Genomic DNA, 18,596 nt, shown 5'->3' with positions numbered 1-18,596 from the left:
AGTGCGTCTACCAGGGTCGAGGTAATCATACTGCTACCAGCACCAATCATAAAATCTGTAGCGAAACAGAATATTTTTGTGCAAATTTTACCGGGACGCCTTGCCGCCATGATGACAGAAAGTATCAAACCGATTGGGTGTTTGCCACTTTTGATTTCGCGGACAACAACAGACTCTCCGCCGATACGTACATTGTTAGAGACTTTCTTACCACCGTCGCAATCTTCTGTGACTTTGGCTTCGCAGGTGCTGCGGTCATTGCTGCGTACTGCCGGCTGGCTGTTGATATAGACTTTTTTGGAGCCTTCAGCCAGATATTCGGCCGCTCCGGATATAGCTCCTATTCCGGCACTGATAACGCTAATCCCGAGTTCTATAGCAGCCAGTCCCGGCGAAACCAGAGCAGTCAGTCCCAGCGAACCTGGCATACCAATATCGGAGAAAGAAGACGGGTGTTTTTTACAACTAATTTTGTCGTCATCTCTGGGTTCGGTTGTATTCGGATCCGGCGAAGCGACGGTCGGTCTGACCATTTGTTTTAGGTTTTTTTCTATTCCTTTCAATATATTGCCAGCTGTATCGATAAAACTTTCCGGTTGTTGCGGTTGTTCATTATTTGCTATTTTTTGAGCTGGTTTTACTATGCCTGCTGCACGGGCGGAAGGTAAGCTATTGGTACGAGTATTTTGGGAACCGGTTTTAATCTTACCATCTTCGGATAGCGGAAATATGCTGCTGGCTGCTGCTGCTTCAGCTAACCCTGATATTAACTTGTCACCTCCTGTAAGGTTCATGACTACACCAACAAGTATGCCTATGGCAAATCCAGCCAGTCCGCCAGTTGCTACCGTGCCAAAGATTGCCAGGCTTACTGCGGCTGTTATGGCCGCATAACAGACTATTTCAACGGCAGCCTCTACAAGATCTGCGAGCATGGAGGTATGTAAAAGTACATCTCCCTCACGGGCTGCCCAGTATGCTTTCCCCATATTGAATTCCCCTTTGCGGATAAAAATAAAACAAAATATGTAAATTAATATTAATAATATTATAAATTAAATGAAAAAATAACTTAAATAAATATAATTTGACATAAATTAATATTTTTTAATTCAATGTTGTTTTTTAATATTCAAAAAGTAATAAATATTATGCTCATAATATATAAGGCATTTGAAATACTGATAAAAAGTCATACGAACAAAATAATTGAATATATTCAAAATATTGTTTTATTTAACAAATAATATAAATTATAATTTGTCTATTCCGTAATTATTGTACTTGTTCCGCAATTAGTTACTTTCCTGATTAAATGGCATTATCTAAAAAGAAATTATTGATCGCTTAGAGTGAAACTACTTCAATAACAATTTTATTAACTATGTTTACATTGCTTTTTATCCTTAAATTACAATATGCAAAAATTTACATTAAATAAATATTTATAATTGAAATTTATATATATTAAAGAATATCTTTCAAATATAGCTGTATGAAGTTTTAAATTATTTAGATCAGAACCACCAAATGTAGTTAGATTAAACTCTCTAGATTCACCAGATTCAAATTTAATTTAGATCATTAATGATTTCCCCAATCAACAGTATCAATTAATATTTCAGACATAGGTTTAACCCTTAAACGATCAGATTGTGAAATTGTTTCGAGTGTTATAGAAGGTAATTTATCTACGACCTTTCCAACTATATAATGAATATTTCATACTGTAACTGCGCTCCAGTAGTATGCCTAGCTTGATATTTTGTCTTGGAACTATTTTTGTTTACGTATTCTGGATTCAATTTAAGTATTTAATAAATATATTTATAATCAAAAAATTGAATTTTTAATAATTATTATATATTTATAATATTATTTCATTTTTACTAATAAATCTCCTGGATATAATCTAATTATATTATTTTCGTATATATATTCTAGCCATAATTCTTTGTTATCAGATTCACAATCGTTTATTATTCTATATTCTGAATATCCTGTATTCATTTCAATAATTGGTATAATTTTGTCTATTTTACCTTGTATCTCATTTTGAGATAAAAATATAGCAAATTTTTTTAATAAATTTAATTTTATTTTTAATTCATAGTTACTACCTTTTAACGAAATAATCTCGTTATCAATATGTTTAACGATATTTAACATTTCTATCTTTCTATATAAATTGTGACTCTCTCACCATTTAGTGTTCGGCATCGTAATGGTAATATTGGGTGCCGTCAGCGGTCTGTTTGCTACTGGTAAGCCGGTGTTCGTCGTAGCTGTATTTCAGTCCACGGAAGCTAAGCTGCTAGTTAAAGCAGATCAGGTTTTAGTTGCTGTTTTCTTCACTGTGTCTTCATATAATGACATCTATGCGAATATAGCACTATCCAATTTTATACTAATAAAAATTAAAATTATCTTAATTAAATATTTTTATTCATGTATATTGCCGATTTTATTATTAATCCAGAAAATCATCTAGTTCAAGATAATAAATCACAGCCTCTATTAAATCGTCTTCAGAGGCATTAGGGTGATGGTCCAGTTTATTAGAAATAATATCCAAAAATGTTGCGTATTCTAGCCAAGCTAGATATTTATCTTCCTGTTCATACATATCTTCATCTTCATCTGTCGTTTCAGAAAGATAATAGTTGGCTGATTCAATACATTTCTTCGTATCATCAAAATCTAAATCAACAAAGAGACCCCACGCCTCATAATAGGAAATATTTTTAGAAATTTTCAATAAATTAGTGAACCCAGTTACAGTAATCATATTTGCCTCACTTTTATCTACATATTGTTCCGCTATCCCATTTTTTACGGCCACCAGAACCATCGGAATGATAAATTTTATGATAGGTTCTATGATCTTTATAATCAACAAGACTCAATACACTATCTTTATTTTCATGATGCCATGTTAACCCTGGTGGAGCTTTGCCTTTAAACTGATTTTTTGAGTTTGGTTGTACATGTTGAACAACTCCAGGATATTTATTTTGCATTTCTCCTCTAAAAGCAGAGTCTTTTTGTATTCGATCATAAATAGACTCATTTCCTGCGCTTTGCAGCAGGTAGCATCATTAGATCGAGCACCGCTTCAAACGCGATGCCATTGACTGAAAACATACAATATAATAAAAAAATAGCATCCTATCTACTTAAAATTTAATCGGGTAGAATGTTATAACCTAATATTTAACCGCTTCACTATCAAAAAATTCTATTCATATTATTTTTTTCTGAAACTAAATTAATCTTGTGATGAAACAAAGAGTACTTTTTATTCAATTCTATCATTTTCCTCATCAAGAATACTGATCAAAAAATTGCGTATCTTTTAACTAAAACTTGAATTTTCAGGTTCTTCTGGTAATACAAGAGAGTAGTAAAATAAGCTATTAAAGCGCAAATCTATATCGCGAGGTTCAAATCCGATATTAGAGTTACTTTACAAACTCAAATAAAGTAGCCCTTCCTCTCAATTGCGCTCTTTTTTTCCTCTATCATGAAACAACCTTCACCTTGCATATCGATGTTATAACCATTTTCAAGATGATACTCATACATTTCATTATTTTTATTACAAAATAAAAATTTATCACATTCATCAATACTATAATCATACTTATAATTTAAGCTAATACTTTCTTTCTCCATTCGGACAATACAAAATCTATGGGTTTGTTAGTATAAAATCCATACTAATAATCTGTCCATTCTGCCATATACACCTCCAAAATTATTTCCTGTTTTAAGGACATACTCCCCCATGTTTTATACCCCCTTTAAATTTATTGTTTTTATTTCTCAACTGAATATTTACTTCTATATAATATCTTAATTTATGATTCTGCTCATCTAATTGTTTTAATTTAAATATCAATTTCAAATGAAAAATAAAGAGTACTCTTTGCTTTAGTCAAACTCTTCTGTCCAGTAGGTTGGCTACAGCATCGTACTGCAGAGTTTTACAGTAGGCTTCGTTGCAGTAGCTTTTGATGTAATGATAATGTATATACAATCATTGCTTAGTTATAATAAAAAACCTTAAAAATATATTTGAAAGATTTTTTATGACATGGCTCAATCATAAAATAATTTTTTTAGTTATTTCACTAATTTGGAAATAATACTTTGAAACATCCCTTGGTGTTAAATCTTTGCCATAATTACTTATTATAAAGATATCATTTTCAGCAAAATGATTAAATAATGCAAAAAAAGTATACTGGAAAATAGCAAATATACTTTTAACAACCTCATTATAATTATTACTCTTGCCAAATTCACAATATTCTTTCGTTAAGTTATTACATTTAGTTAACAACTTAGAAAATTTTTTTTTATTAAAAAAACAATCTTCATGCAGTTGATATAAAAACGTTTTATTATCCACCGCTTGAAATTCATTCAAAATATATTTTTCTAATTTTTTACGTTTATCCACATCGTCTTCCTTTTATTCTTTCACCTATTTTTTTACCGTTAAGGTCATATACAGCTTTATGCTTTTACTGTGAATCATAAACTTCAAATTCATTCTTATGTAACGTATCTAAGTGAAAAAAACTTTTTTTATTCCAGGAATATCAACTTTTTTAATAACTTCATATACACGAGCTCCTTTTACATCTAGTTTGGTTTTTTTACTGAATGTTTTATAACATTCCAAAATTCATTTTCATCTAGAATGTTATTACCAGTAAAACACAAGGATCAATCCACATAAACGCATTGGGGGCATACTGATAAAGATTGTATCCGCCGGCTAACTCAATCGGGTCCGGCATAGTAAAACGAGCTGTATCCGGATCGTAGTATCTGAAAGTATTGTAGTGCAGTCCGGTTTCTCTGTCTAAATACTGTCCCTGATACCTCAGGTTCTGTTGTATCTCTCTATGAGCAATCTCCTGTACCGGTTTGCCCCATAACTGATATGAACATTCCCAGACGATTTCACCGGCTTTATCCGTCAGCTCCTCCGGCATACCGTTCAGGTCGGTATGGAAGTAGTAGATGTGTTGTTCTTGATTACCGTTTCTGTCTATTCGCGCCAGCGGTTCATAGCTGCCTTCATCGGTATACAGATACAGGCTCTGCCGTTTGTCTGCGCCGCTTTCCTGAACCATTTGCAGCCCGTCCCACAGGAAGGTGGTGCGGTTGCACGGCTTGCCGTCACGGTCCAGCCGGTGTTTTTCTATCCGCCGGCCGAGGGCATCGTAGACGTAGCCGTAGCGTTTAGTATGGTTTAGCTGTTCGATACGCACTTCGGTCAGGCGATGTTCGTCATCGTAATGGTAATACTGGGTACCGCTGGCGGTTTGTTTGCTGCGGGTACGTCCGTGTTCGTCGTAGCTGTATTTCAGTCCGCGGAAGCTGAGCAGCTGATTAAAGCGGATCAGGTTCTGATTGCTTTCTTCTTCACAGCGTCTTCTGTCCAGCAGGTTGGCCGCAGCATCGTATTGCAAGGTTTCCCGGTACGCTTCGTTGCGGCAGCTTTCGATGCGTCCGGTCACGTCTTAGCGGTAATCGCTCTGTCCCTGTCGGTTGTGTTTTTTGCTTACCAGTCGGTTTAGATTGTCGTAGCTGTAGTTGCGGTCCAGTATGATATCCGGCAGGATGCCCGCTCCTGGACGTTTGGTCTGTTTGCCGGTCAGGCGGCTGGTGCGGTCGTATTGAAAACTGGTATGCATTCTGCCCTGGCTGCGCAGGGTTTCTCGATACTTGAAATTAAAGTACTCTTCATTAGTTCCATGCACTGGCTTAGCCGTGGTTGCACGAAGATAGTAATAAAAAATCGGAAGAATAAAATCTAGGCATCATTTCTATTTTTTCATTTATTCCCTACTAATAACTTTTAGCTACCAGCGTTTTTTTCATCATTACTATATCTACTAGATTCATAATCTTCAATATATTCAAGTTCTCTTGTTAATTTACAACACCATTTGTATGGTTTAAATTCATATGGATTAGGAATAACAAACCCTTCAGAGAAAACATACTCTGGCAAAATTTCATCAACTGGCAAATACAAATAAACGTAATCACCTTCTTTTAAGAAGATAGTTTCCCCCATATAGTTTTTTATTTCATCTGTCTGAGCTAAACCAACAATATCTACATCTACAACTCTCTCATTATATAAATCTGCAAATATTCTACTATTTAATCCTTTATCTATTTTTTGACAATTAGCTTGTGCTTGTTGGGCAACCATGTGTAGTTCCTTCCTTTGCTTTTCCTGGATTTTCTGTGTTGGAGTGAATCGCCGGCTAACCCAATCGGGTCAGGCTGGGTAAAGCGGCCCATATCTGGATCGTAGTGCCTGAAGGGATTGTAGTGCAGTCCGGTTTTTCTGTCTGAATACTGTCTCTGATACCTCAGATTCTGTTGTATCTCTGTATGGGCAATCTCCTGTACCGGTTTACCCCACAGCTGGTATGAGCATTCCCAGACGATTTCACCGGCTTCATCCGTCAGCTCCTCCGGCATGCCGTTCAGGTCGGTATGGAAGTAGTAGATGTGTTGTTCTTGATTACCGGTCCGGTCTATCCGCACCAGCGGTTCATAGCTGCCTTCATCAGTATACAGATACAGGCTCTGCCGTTTGTCTGCGCTGCTTTCCTGAATCATCTGCAGCCCGTCCCACAGGAAGCGGGTACGGTTGTAGGGTTGGCCTTCGCGGTCTATCTGATGTTTTTCGATACGCCGGCCAAGGGCGTCGTAGACGTAGCTGTAACGCTGACTGCGGCCGTTTGCTCAATGCGTACTTCGCTCAGGCGGTGGTCGGCGTCGTAGTGGTAGTGCTGGGTTGTGCCGATGGTCTGTTTGCTGGCAGTTCTGCCGTGCTCGTCGTAGCGGTAGTGGTGTCCTCTGAAATGCAGGAGCTGGTTACAGCGAATCAGGTTTTGGCAGCTTTCGATTCTGCCGGTGATATTGTATTTTTAAACTATATATCTACAATTAATTTTTTCAGTCTTTTAATTTCATTAATTAATCGAGGAATATCTTGTCGTGCATGTGCAATAAACTCTTGATCATCTATTGTTCCGCCAATAAGCTCAATATCATCCCCGCGATTATTTTCATCTCCAGTCATAATAAAATTAGAACCACTAGAATGATCTCTACCTTCGACGTAAGATATCCATGGCCCCTTAGTCGCTTTATCACATCGTTGTTTTATTAAATTCAATTCATCATCGGATATTTTATTATTTTGTTGCATTAACAATTCCTTTTGTTGGATTTTGGTTTGGCCGATGGGTTCTTCTGAGTAGGTGTCATCAAAGCTTCTGCTTGCTTTGCTGTAATACCTGATAAAGTTGCATGATGAGGATTATTTTTAGTTGGAGAAGGTATAACATCTCCACCTGCAGCTCGAATATCTCCAACCGTTGTAACGCCTACTTTATTGTGTGGAATACCTTCAGTTAGTTGATCTAATGTCTTACCTGCTGCGCTGTTTACTGAAACTCCATCCAACTTGCCTGTACCATCAACTACAACACCACTACCATTTTTAAATGAATCAGCAAGGCATGCTCCACCTCTGCATACAATAGCATCATCTGGCAATATTGATTTTAACCCCCACGGGTCAATCCAAGTCAACCCATTAGGCGCATACTGATACAGATTCAAGCCACCCAGCAACCCAATCGGGTCTGGCTGAGTAAATCTACCTATATCCGGATCATAGTACCTGAAAGTATTGTAATGTAAGCCGGTTTCTCTGTCTAAATATTGTCCCTGATATCTGAGGTTTTGCTCTATGGGTTCGTGTTCGATTTCATGAATCCGCTTTCCCCATAACTGAAAGCTACATTCCCACAGTATTTTACCGTTTGCATCGGTAAGTTCTTCCGGACAGCCATTCAGGTCGGTGTAGAGGTAGCGGATATGTTGTTCTTGGTTGCCGTCTGTGTCTATACGTGCCAGTGGTTCATAGCTGTTCTGGTCGGTATAGATATACAGGCTGGTGGGATGATTCGGACCGGTTTCCTGAATCATTCTTAACCCATCCCACAGGAAGCGGGTACGGTTGTAAGGCTTGCCTTCACGGTCTAACTGATGCTTTTCGATACGTCGGCCAAGGGCGTCGTAGACGTAGCCGTAACGCTGGCTGCGGCCTGTTTGCTCAATGCGTACTTCGCTCAGGCGGTGTTCAGCATCGTAGTGGTAGTGCTGGGTTGTGCCGATGGTCTGTTTGGTTTGTTATTTAATTTAAATTTTTCTATGCTCTCTAAGAGTCGAATCATTATAAAGCTATAACTATATGATATATTATTAATATAATATATAGTATAATTCATAAAATCATAATATCCCTGAGATGATAAAGTAAAAAATAAAAGCATATTTCTAAAATATCTTGTTTACCTATAAGAATTTCTTTATTTTATTCAAAAAACATATAATTGATATATAACTAGTTATAGACATCAATCTCTTCTAGCCATATCCGCAATTAACTCATCTATTAATAAAACTTATATTCCATTTTCATCGTATTTAATAATAAAATCACCGCTTTTATTAGATTTTTACCCCTTTATAAACATAAATAGGTTGCATTGTCCCTCTTTCGCCATTTTCTCCAAGACAAAAGGTAAAATCTTTATTAACAAAATAGATAGCAGGAAATAAACCATCATTTCTATTTTCTAGATATGATAAAAAATTTTTCAAAGAAGATAAAAATAAGTACATATTTTTTCCTTTTCCATCGACTAATACATAACCCTGTATATTTTTATCTGTATCAAGATTAGTAATATCAATCGCTCCTTTGGGCGCTATATATTGATTCCATAAAGGACCATGAGTCTTCATATCTTTTTTAATAAAAGGTTTTCTGAAAGTATGAATAATAACTTTTCTAATTTCTATTGCTTTATCGTGCTCAATGTTTGTACCAAAAAAATGAGTATATGTCGAAAATAATAGGTCCATAAATTAATTCCATATATCATAAAATACATGTCCGTCTGCCCCTTGTTTAGTCTGCCAGTCATACCATTTTATGTGTTGAAGATCATTATCAAATGGGACTGTAGATTCTGGAGGTCTATGATATTCATAGCCACGGTTTCCAGTTTTGGTTTGAGGTTTATTATGTGGAAAGCCTTTACCAAAAGCCTCTTCAATTAGCTGTCGAGCATCGCGCTGATTTGGAACACGTATATTGTGAATGTTATTGCCATCATTATCAGTTGCATGTCCTCTAGCCATCCTTAATTTTTCTACTGCTTTTTGCCATGCTTTTGTTCCTGGTTTTGTTACAGGCAATTGAGACGCTTTTCGGGGTTTTACAACACCACAACTCCATCCCCACGGATCGACCCAAGTCAACCCATTAGGCGCATACTGATACAGATTCAAGCCACCCAGCAGCCCAATCGGGTCTGGCTGGGTAAATCTACCTATATCCGGATCATAATACCTGAACGTATTGTAATGTAAGCCAGTTTCTCTGTCTAAATATTGTCCCTGATATCTGAGGTTTTGCTCTATGGGTTCGTGTTCGATTTCATGAATCCGCTTTCCCCATAACTGAAAGCTACATTCCCACAGTATTTTACCGTTTGCATCGGTAAGTTCTTCGGGACAGCCATTCAGGTCGGTGTGGAAGTAGCGGATATGTTGTTCTTGGTTGCCGTCTGTGTCTATACGTGCCAGTGGTTCATAGCTGTTCTGGTCTGTATAGATATACAGGCTGGTAGGGTGATTCGAGCCGGTTTCCTGAATCATTCTTAAGCCGTCCCACAGGAAGCGGGTACGGTTGTAGGGTTGGCCTTCGCGGTCTATCTGATGTTTTTCGATACGCCGGCCAAGGGCGTCGTAGACGTAGCCGTAACGCTGACTGCGGCCTGTTTGTTTGATGCGTACTTCGCTCAGGCGGTGTTCAGCATCGTAGTGGTAGTGCTGGGTTGTGCCGATGGTCTGTTTGCTGGCAGTTCTGCCGTGCTCGTCGTAGCGGTAGTGGTGTCCTCTGAAATGCAGGAGCTGGTTACAGCGAATCAGGTTGTGATTGCTGTAGTCTTCTCTGTATTTGCTGTCCAGCAGGTTGGCAGCGGCATCGTATTGCAGGGTTTCCCAGTATCTCTGATTACGGCAGCCTTCGATTCTGCCGGTGTGATCATAGCGGTAATCGGTCTGCCCGTGTTTGCTGTGTTTTTTGCTTACCAATCGGTCGAGGTTATCGTACTGGTAGCTGCGTTCGATGAGGATATCAGGCAGGATGGGATTCTGATTGCGCTGTATCTGTTTGCGTTGCAGCCGGCTGTTGCGGTCGTATTTGAACTGGGTGTTCAGACGTCCCTGAGTGCGTGATACTTCGCGGTGCAGTTAGATAGTTATGTTAAAATAATTATGCCGTTTGAGCAAAAAAAAGACCCGCATTATTAAAATCATCAATTTTCTTTTTTAAAAATAAATACCCAATAGCATCAGATAAAAATAATGCTCCACCATCATGAACTGGAATATCTGATGAATATAATTGACCAATAAAATCATATTCATGCATTAATTTTTCACAAGCAACAATTCCATTGGGTATTTTATTTGACAAAAAAGAAAATGTTGGATAATCACTATTCTCTAATTGTGTTTTTTTTAATTCAAGATATTGAGGAACAAGGTTATTACTATTTTCGCATAGCTTTGATATGTCTGTTAGCGTTACTCTTGTAAATCCTGATTTTAAGTGATCAAGTTCTGCATCATCACCGGAATAAACAATATCGTCCAAGAAATATCTATTTTCATTATATGTTGAAAATACGGAAATATATTTAGCTTTAGGAAGATTAATTCCACTAATAGAGTCAGATAATTTATCATTATCAATTGTGAATAATAATGTTAAATTTTCACCTAATGGATTTTGGAGCCACTGGCCATCAATAAATGCTCCTCCACCAAATTTGATACCACTATTTTCATTTGATGAAGGTATAAGTTCATATACTTGTTGCATGATATCTCCATTAACATTTGCTAATTTTTTTATAAAATCTCTCTGATTTTTTTTCTCAGTATACCAATTTTCTCTTCAGGAACACCAGCTCTTCTCAGAGCTTCAGATGTTATATCCAATTCTTCTTTGATTGTTGACGCGAATTGATTACGACCTAATCCTTTCTCTGCCCTAATTTGTGCTTCATGGTAATGTACTCCTCCAATTCCTCGTGAATCTTTAGAAGGACTTCTAGTATGATGATCAAGATCTAGCGCAATCGAAGGATTCGAAGACAATCGTGCTTTATCAGCCAGACCTAATTGTTTCAGATATTCATGGCGAATAAGTTCATGGGCTTGTAGGTTATCACCTACATGTTTTGTTCCATTTAAGCTGCCATATGTACCTATATCATAAAGTGCTGCAAGTCCTAGCGGATCAATCCAAGTCAACCCATTAGGCGCATACTGATACAGATTAAACCCACCCAGCAACCCAATCGGGTCTGGCTGAGTAAATCTACCTATATCCGGATCATAGTACCTGAAAGTATTGTAATGTAAGCCGGTTTCCCTGTTTAAATATTGCCCCTGATATCTGAGATTCTGCTCTATGGGTTTGTGTTCGATTTCCTGAATCCGCTTTCCCATAATTGAAAGCTACATTCCCAGAGTATTTTGCTGATGTAAGTATATTTATAGCAGGTAAAGTTGGTATAGCTCTATATCTACTCAGCAATGCTACTTGCTAATTTATATGGTATATTATTTAATTCAAGTTTTCTCTCTTCAAATTTTTTTCTATATGCTCTAAGAGTCGAATGATTTACATAACTGTAATTATCTAATTCATTAAATGATTTTCCATCATCTTCCCAATAGCATAATGGACAAATGTCATAATTTCCTCGACTGGTTAAAGTTAAATAACGACAACAAGGGCATATTTTCAAAATATCTTCATCCCCGACAATAGAAAAATTTTCTTTGTATAAGGCGGTAAGAAATTGTTGTAAATATTTATTAGAATATCCCTTTAATCTTACATCAATAAAATAATTTAATAGAAACTCCTGAATAGAATCATTATAAATATTTGTATATTCTATATGCTCGCCTTCTTCATTAAAATAATCAGCAAAAAGAATATTATCAATATCTTTTTCTGAACATTGTGTAATTTTATTTATAGCCAAATGAGTTAATGCTAATTTTCTACTTATTATTTTCATTTATAAATAACATCCGTTGTTGAAAGTCCTGTTTTCCGTAATGCTATCATTGATAGCATCGGTGAAAGGGGCATTTTTAACAAGACTTGATTGAGCTTTATAAAATGAAAGAATTTCTCTATCTTTCGCATGACCAATAAGTACTCTATTTGTATTTGGATCAAATTTAATGAGTTGGTTACCAATTTTTGCTTCTTTAAAATTGTGAGATGATTCAATTAAGAATTTTTCCATTTGCTCGTGATATTGTTTCATACTAATATTACCAAATTCGCTCTGTTTTACAACATGCTTATTATAGTGTTCGCTTAACTTGCCTTTTTTCCAAATACTTTGTCCTTTTTTCCATTTGACACTACTAAAACATAATCCAAGTGGGTCAATCCACATCAACCCATTAGGTGCATACTGATACAGATTAAACCCACCCAACAACCCAATCGGGTCTGGCTGAGTAAATCTACCTATATCCGGATCATAGTACCTGAAAGTATTGTAATGTAAGCCGGTTTCTCTGTCTAAATACTGTCCCTGATATCTGAGGTTTTGCTCTACTGATTCGTGTTCGATTTCATGAATCCGCTTTCCCCATAACTGAAAGCTACATTCCCACAGTATTTTACCGTTTGCATCGGTTAGTTCTTCCGGACAGCCATTCAGGTCGGTGTGGAAGTAGTAGATGTGTTGTTCCTGATTACCGTTTCTGTCTATCCGTGCCAGCGGTTCATAGCTGCCTTCGTCAGTATACAGATACAGGCTCTGCCGTTTGTCTGCACTGCTTTCCTGAATCATCTGCAGCCCGTCCCACAGGAAGGTGGTGCGGTTGCATGGCTTACCGTCACGGTCCAGCCGGTGTTTTTCAATCCGCCGGCCAAGGGCGTCGTAGACGTAGCCGTAACGCTGACTGCGGCCTGTTTGTTTGATGCGTACTTCGCTCAGGCGGTGTTCAGCATCGTAGTGGTAGTGCTGGGTTGTGCCGCTGGTCTGTTTGCTGGCAGTTCTGCCGTGCTCGTCGTAGCGGTAGTGGTGTCCTCTGAAATGCAGGAGCTGGTTACAGCGAATCAGGTTGTGATTGCTGTAGTCTTCTCTGTATTTGCTGTCCAGCAGGTTGGCAGCGGCATCGTATTGCAGGGTTTCCCAGTATCTCTGATTACGGCAGCCTTCGATTCTGCCGGTGTGATCATAGCGGTAATCGGTCTGCCCGTGTTTGCTGTGTTTTTTGCTTACCAATCGGTCGAGGTTATCGTACTGGTAGCTGCGTTCGATGAGGATATCAGGCAGGATGGGATTCTGATTGCGCTGTATCTGTTTGCGTTGCAGCCGGCTGTTGCGGTCGTATTTGAACTGGGTGTTCAGACGTCCCTGAGTGCGTAATATTTCGCGGTACAGGTTGTCGCGTTCAGTTTGGTCGGTGTTGCCGTCACGCTGTGCTTGTTTGATTTGGGTGACGTGCTACGGGCATTTATTCTGTTCGCTGGTCTAAACAATTAATTTTTTGTGGGTATAATGGTGGACGTAAGTAGATTGATTATTACACTCAGGTTGCAGTTTTACTTAACTATAATCTGCTAAAATAAAGTTGGTAACATCAGCAACTGGTATTTTCTGAATCTTTATCAAAAGGATATATTTGCGTAAAAAAATGTTTTTTCATAAGAGAAAATCATTTTATTTCCATTGGGAATTAAAAGAATATTTGTTTCATCACTTGGGTAAAAAAAATCATCCCATGATTTTACAAAAATATCCACTGGTACAATAGCACTCGCTTTTTTCCCCCAAAAGAAAAAAGCAAATGAAATGTCTGTTAATTTATTTTTGAAAAATAAAGAAGATTCGTTAGGATGATCAAAATCCAAATTAATTTTTTCTATAACAGAACAAAATGACGAATGCATTTTCATTAAATGGTTAAATGGGAATGTCACATCCCAAAAATTACTAGATTCCTCCGTATCAAGAAAAATAATCTGTCTTTTTTCATCAAAAGATAGCAAGCAATCTTTAGAATTAAATCTCCATGCAATAGGATATTTTTTTTCATCAATGGTTAATAATTTTTTATTCATAAAATATATGCCCAGCTCCACCAGATTTTTTACCCAAACTCCAATCCTTCCATTTTATGTGGAGTATATTATTCTCTGGTGCATTTATTGTATGCGATTCATTAGGGTGATGTTCATAACCTTTTTTGTATGGAATTTCAGAGTAAGTAGGCTGAATCTCTATCTTTCCTCTAGCATCTTTTAACAGTTGTTCAGCAGTAGCTTTATCCTTCACTCTAAAATTGGATTTACCACCTCTCTGAATTATTTCAGTTGCTTTCTTCCATTCAGGGCTACCACGCTTAATGATAGGTAAGTTAGTTGCATTGCCAACTTCCTTCCCTGTAAGGCCACATTTCATTAACCCCCACGGATCGACCCAAGTCAACCCATTAGGCGCATACTGATACAGATTAAACCCACCCAGCAGCCCAATCGGGTCTGGCTGAGTAAATCTACCTATATCCGGATCATAATACCTGAAAGTATTGTAATGTAAGCCAGTTTCTCTGTCTAAATATTGTCCCTGATATCTGAGGTTTTGCTCTATGGGTTCGTGCTTAATTTCATGAATCTGTTTTCCCCATAACTGAAAGCTGCATTCCCACAGTATTTCGCCGTTGGCATCGGTAAGCTCTTCCGGACAACCGTTCAGGTCGGTGTGGAAATAGCGGATATGTTGTTCTTGGTTGCCGTCTGTGTCTATCCGCGCCAGTGGTTCGTAGCTGTTCTGATCTGTATAGATATATAGGCTGGTGGGGTGATTCGAGCCGGTTTCCTGAATCATTCTTAAGCCGTCCCACAGGAAGCGGGTACGGTTGTAGGGTTGGCCTTCGCGGTCTATCTGATGTTTTTCGATACGCCGGACAAGGGCGTCGTAGACGTAGCCGTAACGCTGGCTGCGGCCTGTTTGTTCGATGCGTACTTCGCTCAGGCGGTGTTCAGCATCGTAGTGGTAGTGCTGGGTTGTGCCGATGGTCTGTTTGCTGGCAGTTCTGCCGTACTCGTCGTAGCGGTAGTGGTGTCCTCTGAAATGCAGGAGCTGGTTACAGCGAATCAGGTTGTAGTTGCTGTAGTCTTCTCTGTATTTGCTGTCCAGCAGGTTGGCAGCGGCATCGTATTGCAGGGTTTCCCAGTATCTCTGGTTACGGCAGCCTTCGATTCTGCCAGTGTGATTATAGCGGTAATCGGTCTGGCCGTGTTTGCTGTGTTTTTTGCTTACCAATCGGTCGAGGTTATCGTACTGGTAGCTGCGTTCGATGAGGATATCAGGCAGGATGGGATTCTGATTGCGCCGTATCTGTTTGTGTTGCAGCCGGCTGTTGCGGTCGTATTTGAACTGGGTGTTCAGGCATCCCTGAGTACGTAATACTTCGCGGTGCAAGTTGTCGCGATGTATTTACTTCCAATATGCATAGTTAAATAAAACTAAGACTCATATAAATAATATGAATCTTCTGTTAAATATAGAACTTCCTTTTTATTATTAGTCAAAATTGGCGAAATTAGAAATTCTCGCATATCGCCAATATTTATTGATTTTTGAATAAAATTTATTAGCTCACTTTTTGAGACTTTAAACATTTCTCCTTTTATTATTATTTTTTTTCCTTTATAAGAAACTAATTTATGTGCAATATAATATTTTTCCTTTGTGAAAAAAGGAATTAAGTCAGAAAAGGAGGTTGTATATAATAATAAATTTCCTGTATGTATAATATTTAGCATACTCAGAAAAATATCATTTTTCTCAAAGTCTGAAATAATTTCTTTATTAATTAATTGTTTAAATGAATAATTATTTTTCATAATTTAATTTGGAATATCATAAAAAATATGACCATCCGTTCCATTGTTATACCATTTAATATGCGGAGTATCACCAAAACCGCTTTCTGGACTCATGTGTTGTTCGTATCCTTTAGGATATTTAGCCACACCATCAGGTCTAGAACTTTGAGTATGCGCTTTATAACGGTTCATATTTCCTTGAGCTTCTTTTAAAAAAGCTTTAGCATCAGTACTTGATTTAACTTTTACCTGAAATTTATCACCAGCTAACAAGGCTGCCTGTGTATTTTTTATTGCCAATTTCCATTCTTTTGTTCCTCGTTGAATAGGCTTCATTTTAGAGGCAGCCGAATTAAGCTTGCCTTTATAAGCACTAGATCCACAACTCCACCCCCAAGGATCAATCCAAGTCAACCCATTAGGTGCATACTGATACAGATTAAACCCACCCAACAACCCAATCGGGTCTGGCTGAGTAAATCTACCTATATCCGGATCATAGTACCTGAAAGTATTGTAATGTAAGCCGGTTTCTCTGTCTAAATACTGTCCCTGATATCTGAGGTTTTGCTCTACTGATTCGTGTTCGATTTCATGAATCCGCTTTCCCCATAACTGAAAGCTACATTCCCACAGTATTTTACCGTTTGCATCGGTTAGTTCTTCCGGACAGCCATTCAGGTCGGTGTGGAAGTAGCGGATATGTTGTTCTTGGTTGCCGTCTGTGTCTATCCGCGCCAGTGGTTCGTAGCTGTTCTGGTCGGTATAGATATACAGGCTGGTGGGGTGATTCGGGCCGGTTTCCTGAATCATTCTTAACCCGTCTCATAGAAAGCGGGTACGGTTGTACGGTTAAACTTCGCGGTCTAACTTCCGTTTTTCAATGCATCTGCCAAGGGCGTCATAGTGTTAGTACCATTAGTCATCCTGATTTAATTTCAGTTTTTCTTTTTAACTTAGAAATATTTTTTCAATATATTCGCTTACTTTTGAATTAATATTACTTATATACTCCATGTCTTCATAAGAGCCAAAGTTTAAAGCACCTTCTAAATTGTCATGCAGGACTAAAAGATTATATGCTAATTCCTTTGAAATAAAATTTTTTTCTTTATAATTAGTTACCATCTCATCCAGTGAAGTATAGAGATCATTCATTGTTTGTTCATCTAACTTATCTAGTAATCTAATTTTTTCAACTACACCGATAATCTTTTCATTAACATCAGAATTTATAATTTTCATAAAATACCTAATTAATTAGTTTTATTGCATTTGCTGGAATAGGTGCGTCAAATAGCACCTCCGAAAAACCTTTAGCTAATCGTCTTGCAAATTGATTACCTAAGAGGTCAAGACCTTTAGTAGAAGATATATTAATTGCCCCACCCGAAATTTTACTCAAGTCTATTTCAACTATTCTATTTCCAGTTTTACTAGCCCATTTTTCAGCGATACTTAAATCTTTGGTTGCAGATATAAACTGAGATGGAGAACGACTTCCTGATGTTACATGTCCTGCAACCGTTTTTATATTATTTGGGTTTAGTGAAAACAATCCAGAAGATATGTTTTCATCTTGTCTAATAACTCTATAGACTTTACCACTTTTTATACGATCAAACTCACTTACTTTAGCACATGGTGCTAATCCTAATGGATCAATCCACATTAGAGAATTAAATGCATACTGATACAGATTCAAGCCACCCAGCAACCCAATCGGGTCTGGCTGAGTAAATCTACCTATATCCGGATCATAATACCTGAAAGTATTGTAATGTAAGCCGGTTTCCCTGTCTAAATATTGTCCCTGATATCTGAGGTTTTGTTGGATGGGGATATGTTCGATTTCATGAATCCGCTTTCCCCATAACTGAAAGCTACATTCCCACAGTATTTCGCCGTTTTCGTCGGTCAGCTCTTCCGGACAGCCGTTCAGGTCGGTGTGGAAGTAGCGGATATGTTGTTCTTGGTTGCCGTCTGTGTCTATCCGCGCCAATGGTTCGTAGCTGTTCTGGTCGGTATAGATATACAGGCTGGTGGGGTGATTCGGGCCGGTTTCCTGAATCATTCTTAAGCCGTCCCACAGGAAGCGGATACGGTTGTAAGGTTTGCCTTCGCGGTCTATCTGATGTTTTTCGATACGTCGGCCAAGGGCGTCATAGAGGTAGCGGTATCGTTCGGTTTTGTTGAGTTGTTCGATGCGTACTTCGCTCAGACGGTGTTCGGCATCGTAATGATAGTGCTGGGTTGCGCCGATGGTCTGTTTGGTCTGAGTTCTGCCGTGCTCGTCGTAGCTGTAGTGGTGCCCTCTGAAATGCAGGAGCTGGTTACAGCGAATCAGGTTGTAGTTGCTGTAGTCTTCTCTGTATTTGCTGTCCAGCAGGTTGACAGCGGCATCATATGCAAGGTTTCCCAGTATCTCTGGTTGCGACAGTCTTAATTTACGTCCGTAAGTTTACATATTCTTCAAAAAAAAATCTGAATGACGGTGCAAGAACGTTTGATATTTTTCTTGAGAAAAGATCATAATTAA

General features: G+C 38.0%; 28 protein-coding genes. 4 read left to right on the top strand and 24 right to left on the bottom strand.

Translation table 11 applies throughout. The features are described 5' to 3' along the window. The 12 genes from GY065_RS11180 to GY065_RS13455 form a co-directional block, all read right to left on the bottom strand. A partial coding sequence (locus GY065_RS11180; protein ID WP_202984092.1) for a hypothetical protein occupies positions 1-989 on the bottom strand: 989 nt, incomplete at its 3' end. Between the two features lie 886 nt (positions 990-1,875). After that, positions 1,876-2,169, bottom strand: a complete 294-nt coding sequence (locus tag GY065_RS11175; protein WP_174834171.1) for a hypothetical protein — start codon at positions 2,167-2,169, stop codon at positions 1,876-1,878. A 301-nt stretch (positions 2,170-2,470) separates the two neighbouring features. Further along, complete coding sequence (locus GY065_RS11170) at positions 2,471-2,842, bottom strand: hypothetical protein (RefSeq protein WP_202984091.1); 372 nt, start codon at positions 2,840-2,842, stop codon at positions 2,471-2,473. Further along, a complete protein-coding gene (locus GY065_RS11165; RefSeq protein ID WP_174834170.1) occupies positions 2,802-3,020 on the bottom strand; it encodes an HNH endonuclease in 219 nt (72 codons plus the stop codon). The genes GY065_RS11170 and GY065_RS11165 overlap by 41 nt, the downstream gene beginning before the upstream one ends. A gap of 1,085 nt (positions 3,021-4,105) precedes the next feature. Continuing rightward, entirely contained in the window at positions 4,106-4,465 is a 360-nt protein-coding gene (locus GY065_RS11160) for a hypothetical protein (protein ID WP_174834169.1), read from the bottom strand. Between the two features lie 238 nt (positions 4,466-4,703). Further along, positions 4,704-5,534 carry an RHS repeat-associated core domain-containing protein gene (locus GY065_RS11155; protein WP_174834168.1) on the bottom strand — a complete coding sequence of 277 codons (831 nt, stop codon included), beginning with the start codon at positions 5,532-5,534 and terminating at the stop codon, positions 4,704-4,706. 3 nt (positions 5,535-5,537) lie between these two features. Next, complete coding sequence (locus tag GY065_RS11150; RefSeq protein ID WP_174834167.1) at positions 5,538-5,777, bottom strand: hypothetical protein; 240 nt, start codon at positions 5,775-5,777, stop codon at positions 5,538-5,540. A gap of 98 nt (positions 5,778-5,875) precedes the next feature. Then, on the bottom strand, positions 5,876-6,238 hold the full coding sequence (locus tag GY065_RS11145) for a hypothetical protein (RefSeq protein WP_174834166.1): 363 nt from the start codon (positions 6,236-6,238) through the stop codon (positions 5,876-5,878). Then, complete coding sequence (locus tag GY065_RS11140; protein WP_174834165.1) at positions 6,199-6,654, bottom strand: RHS repeat domain-containing protein; 456 nt, start codon at positions 6,652-6,654, stop codon at positions 6,199-6,201. Before GY065_RS11140 ends, GY065_RS11145 begins: the two co-directional genes overlap by 40 nt. Before the next feature lie 53 nt (positions 6,655-6,707). Continuing rightward, positions 6,708-6,905 carry a hypothetical protein gene (locus GY065_RS13650; RefSeq protein ID WP_371731963.1) on the bottom strand — a complete coding sequence of 66 codons (198 nt, stop codon included), beginning with the start codon at positions 6,903-6,905 and terminating at the stop codon, positions 6,708-6,710. Positions 6,906-6,970: 65 nt separating this feature from the next. Beyond that, on the bottom strand, positions 6,971-7,249 hold the full coding sequence (locus tag GY065_RS11130) for a hypothetical protein (protein WP_065602982.1): 279 nt from the start codon (positions 7,247-7,249) through the stop codon (positions 6,971-6,973). Then, positions 7,249-8,034, bottom strand: coding sequence for an RHS repeat domain-containing protein (locus tag GY065_RS13455; RefSeq protein ID WP_174834164.1), 786 nt, complete (start codon positions 8,032-8,034; stop codon positions 7,249-7,251). The genes GY065_RS11130 and GY065_RS13455 overlap by 1 nt, the downstream gene beginning before the upstream one ends. A 60-nt stretch (positions 8,035-8,094) precedes the next feature. On the opposite strand from GY065_RS13455, the gene GY065_RS11120 reads away from it, so the two are divergent. Next, complete coding sequence (locus GY065_RS11120) at positions 8,095-8,295, top strand: hypothetical protein (protein ID WP_172338477.1); 201 nt, start codon at positions 8,095-8,097, stop codon at positions 8,293-8,295. 264 nt (positions 8,296-8,559) lie between these two features. Here GY065_RS11120 and GY065_RS11115 read toward each other — a convergent pair whose 3' ends face one another. After that, positions 8,560-8,976 carry a hypothetical protein gene (locus GY065_RS11115; RefSeq protein ID WP_025315281.1) on the bottom strand — a complete coding sequence of 139 codons (417 nt, stop codon included), beginning with the start codon at positions 8,974-8,976 and terminating at the stop codon, positions 8,560-8,562. A gap of 3 nt (positions 8,977-8,979) precedes the next feature. Beyond that, positions 8,980-10,212, bottom strand: a complete 1,233-nt coding sequence (locus tag GY065_RS13110; RefSeq protein WP_202984090.1) for an RHS repeat domain-containing protein — start codon at positions 10,210-10,212, stop codon at positions 8,980-8,982. On the opposite strand from GY065_RS13110, the gene GY065_RS11105 reads away from it, so the two are divergent. After that, a complete protein-coding gene (locus tag GY065_RS11105; protein WP_174834160.1) occupies positions 10,186-10,356 on the top strand; it encodes a hypothetical protein in 171 nt (56 codons plus the stop codon). The genes GY065_RS13110 and GY065_RS11105 overlap by 27 nt on opposite strands. 37 nt (positions 10,357-10,393) lie before the next feature. Here GY065_RS11105 and GY065_RS11100 read toward each other — a convergent pair whose 3' ends face one another. The 4 genes from GY065_RS11100 to GY065_RS11085 form a co-directional block, all read right to left on the bottom strand. Further along, positions 10,394-11,005, bottom strand: a complete 612-nt coding sequence (locus tag GY065_RS11100) for a DUF1963 domain-containing protein (RefSeq protein ID WP_174834163.1) — start codon at positions 11,003-11,005, stop codon at positions 10,394-10,396. Between the two features lie 29 nt (positions 11,006-11,034). Further along, entirely contained in the window at positions 11,035-11,637 is a 603-nt protein-coding gene (locus GY065_RS12865; RefSeq protein ID WP_202984089.1) for an RHS repeat-associated core domain-containing protein, read from the bottom strand. A 77-nt stretch (positions 11,638-11,714) separates the two neighbouring features. Then, entirely contained in the window at positions 11,715-12,218 is a 504-nt protein-coding gene (locus tag GY065_RS11090) for a CPCC family cysteine-rich protein (protein WP_174834162.1), read from the bottom strand. Beyond that, the gene (locus GY065_RS11085; RefSeq protein ID WP_174834161.1) at positions 12,219-13,448 is read right to left on the bottom strand and encodes an RHS repeat domain-containing protein; all 1,230 of its coding nucleotides are present in this window, start codon (positions 13,446-13,448) and stop codon (positions 12,219-12,221) included. Here GY065_RS11085 and GY065_RS11080 point away from each other — a divergent pair. Next, on the top strand, positions 13,422-13,592 hold the full coding sequence (locus GY065_RS11080; protein WP_174834160.1) for a hypothetical protein: 171 nt from the start codon (positions 13,422-13,424) through the stop codon (positions 13,590-13,592). The genes GY065_RS11085 and GY065_RS11080 overlap by 27 nt on opposite strands. Before the next feature lie 242 nt (positions 13,593-13,834). On the opposite strand, the gene GY065_RS11075 is transcribed toward GY065_RS11080, so the two are convergent. From GY065_RS11075 to GY065_RS11050, 6 genes are all read right to left on the bottom strand, one after another. After that, positions 13,835-14,287 (bottom strand): hypothetical protein, encoded by a 453-nt coding sequence (locus GY065_RS11075; RefSeq protein ID WP_174834158.1) that lies wholly within the window; start codon positions 14,285-14,287, stop codon positions 13,835-13,837. Next, complete coding sequence (locus GY065_RS11070) at positions 14,280-15,650, bottom strand: RHS repeat domain-containing protein (RefSeq protein WP_174834159.1); 1,371 nt, start codon at positions 15,648-15,650, stop codon at positions 14,280-14,282. Before GY065_RS11070 ends, GY065_RS11075 begins: the two co-directional genes overlap by 8 nt. A 44-nt stretch (positions 15,651-15,694) precedes the next feature. Further along, positions 15,695-16,075 (bottom strand): hypothetical protein, encoded by a 381-nt coding sequence (locus GY065_RS11065; RefSeq protein WP_037474199.1) that lies wholly within the window; start codon positions 16,073-16,075, stop codon positions 15,695-15,697. 3 nt (positions 16,076-16,078) lie between these two features. Next, complete coding sequence (locus tag GY065_RS11060; RefSeq protein WP_194241858.1) at positions 16,079-16,870, bottom strand: RHS repeat domain-containing protein; 792 nt, start codon at positions 16,868-16,870, stop codon at positions 16,079-16,081. A gap of 138 nt (positions 16,871-17,008) precedes the next feature. Continuing rightward, positions 17,009-17,302 carry a hypothetical protein gene (locus GY065_RS11055; RefSeq protein WP_025315306.1) on the bottom strand — a complete coding sequence of 98 codons (294 nt, stop codon included), beginning with the start codon at positions 17,300-17,302 and terminating at the stop codon, positions 17,009-17,011. 7 nt (positions 17,303-17,309) lie between these two features. Next, on the bottom strand, positions 17,310-18,131 hold the full coding sequence (locus tag GY065_RS11050) for an RHS repeat domain-containing protein (protein WP_202984088.1): 822 nt from the start codon (positions 18,129-18,131) through the stop codon (positions 17,310-17,312). A gap of 123 nt (positions 18,132-18,254) precedes the next feature. Between GY065_RS11050 and GY065_RS13105 the strand changes: the two genes are divergently transcribed. Then, positions 18,255-18,503: a hypothetical protein gene (locus GY065_RS13105; protein ID WP_202984087.1), complete on the top strand. Its 249-nt coding sequence runs from the start codon at positions 18,255-18,257 to the stop codon at positions 18,501-18,503. Positions 18,504-18,596 lie beyond the last annotated feature (93 nt).

Source organism: Snodgrassella sp. ESL0323, from assembly GCF_013346865.1.
GTDB classification, from domain to species: domain Bacteria; phylum Pseudomonadota; class Gammaproteobacteria; order Burkholderiales; family Neisseriaceae; genus Snodgrassella; species Snodgrassella alvi.
The sequence above is the reverse complement of the archived record's forward strand: the minus strand, read 5'-3'. Positions and strand labels throughout refer to the sequence as shown.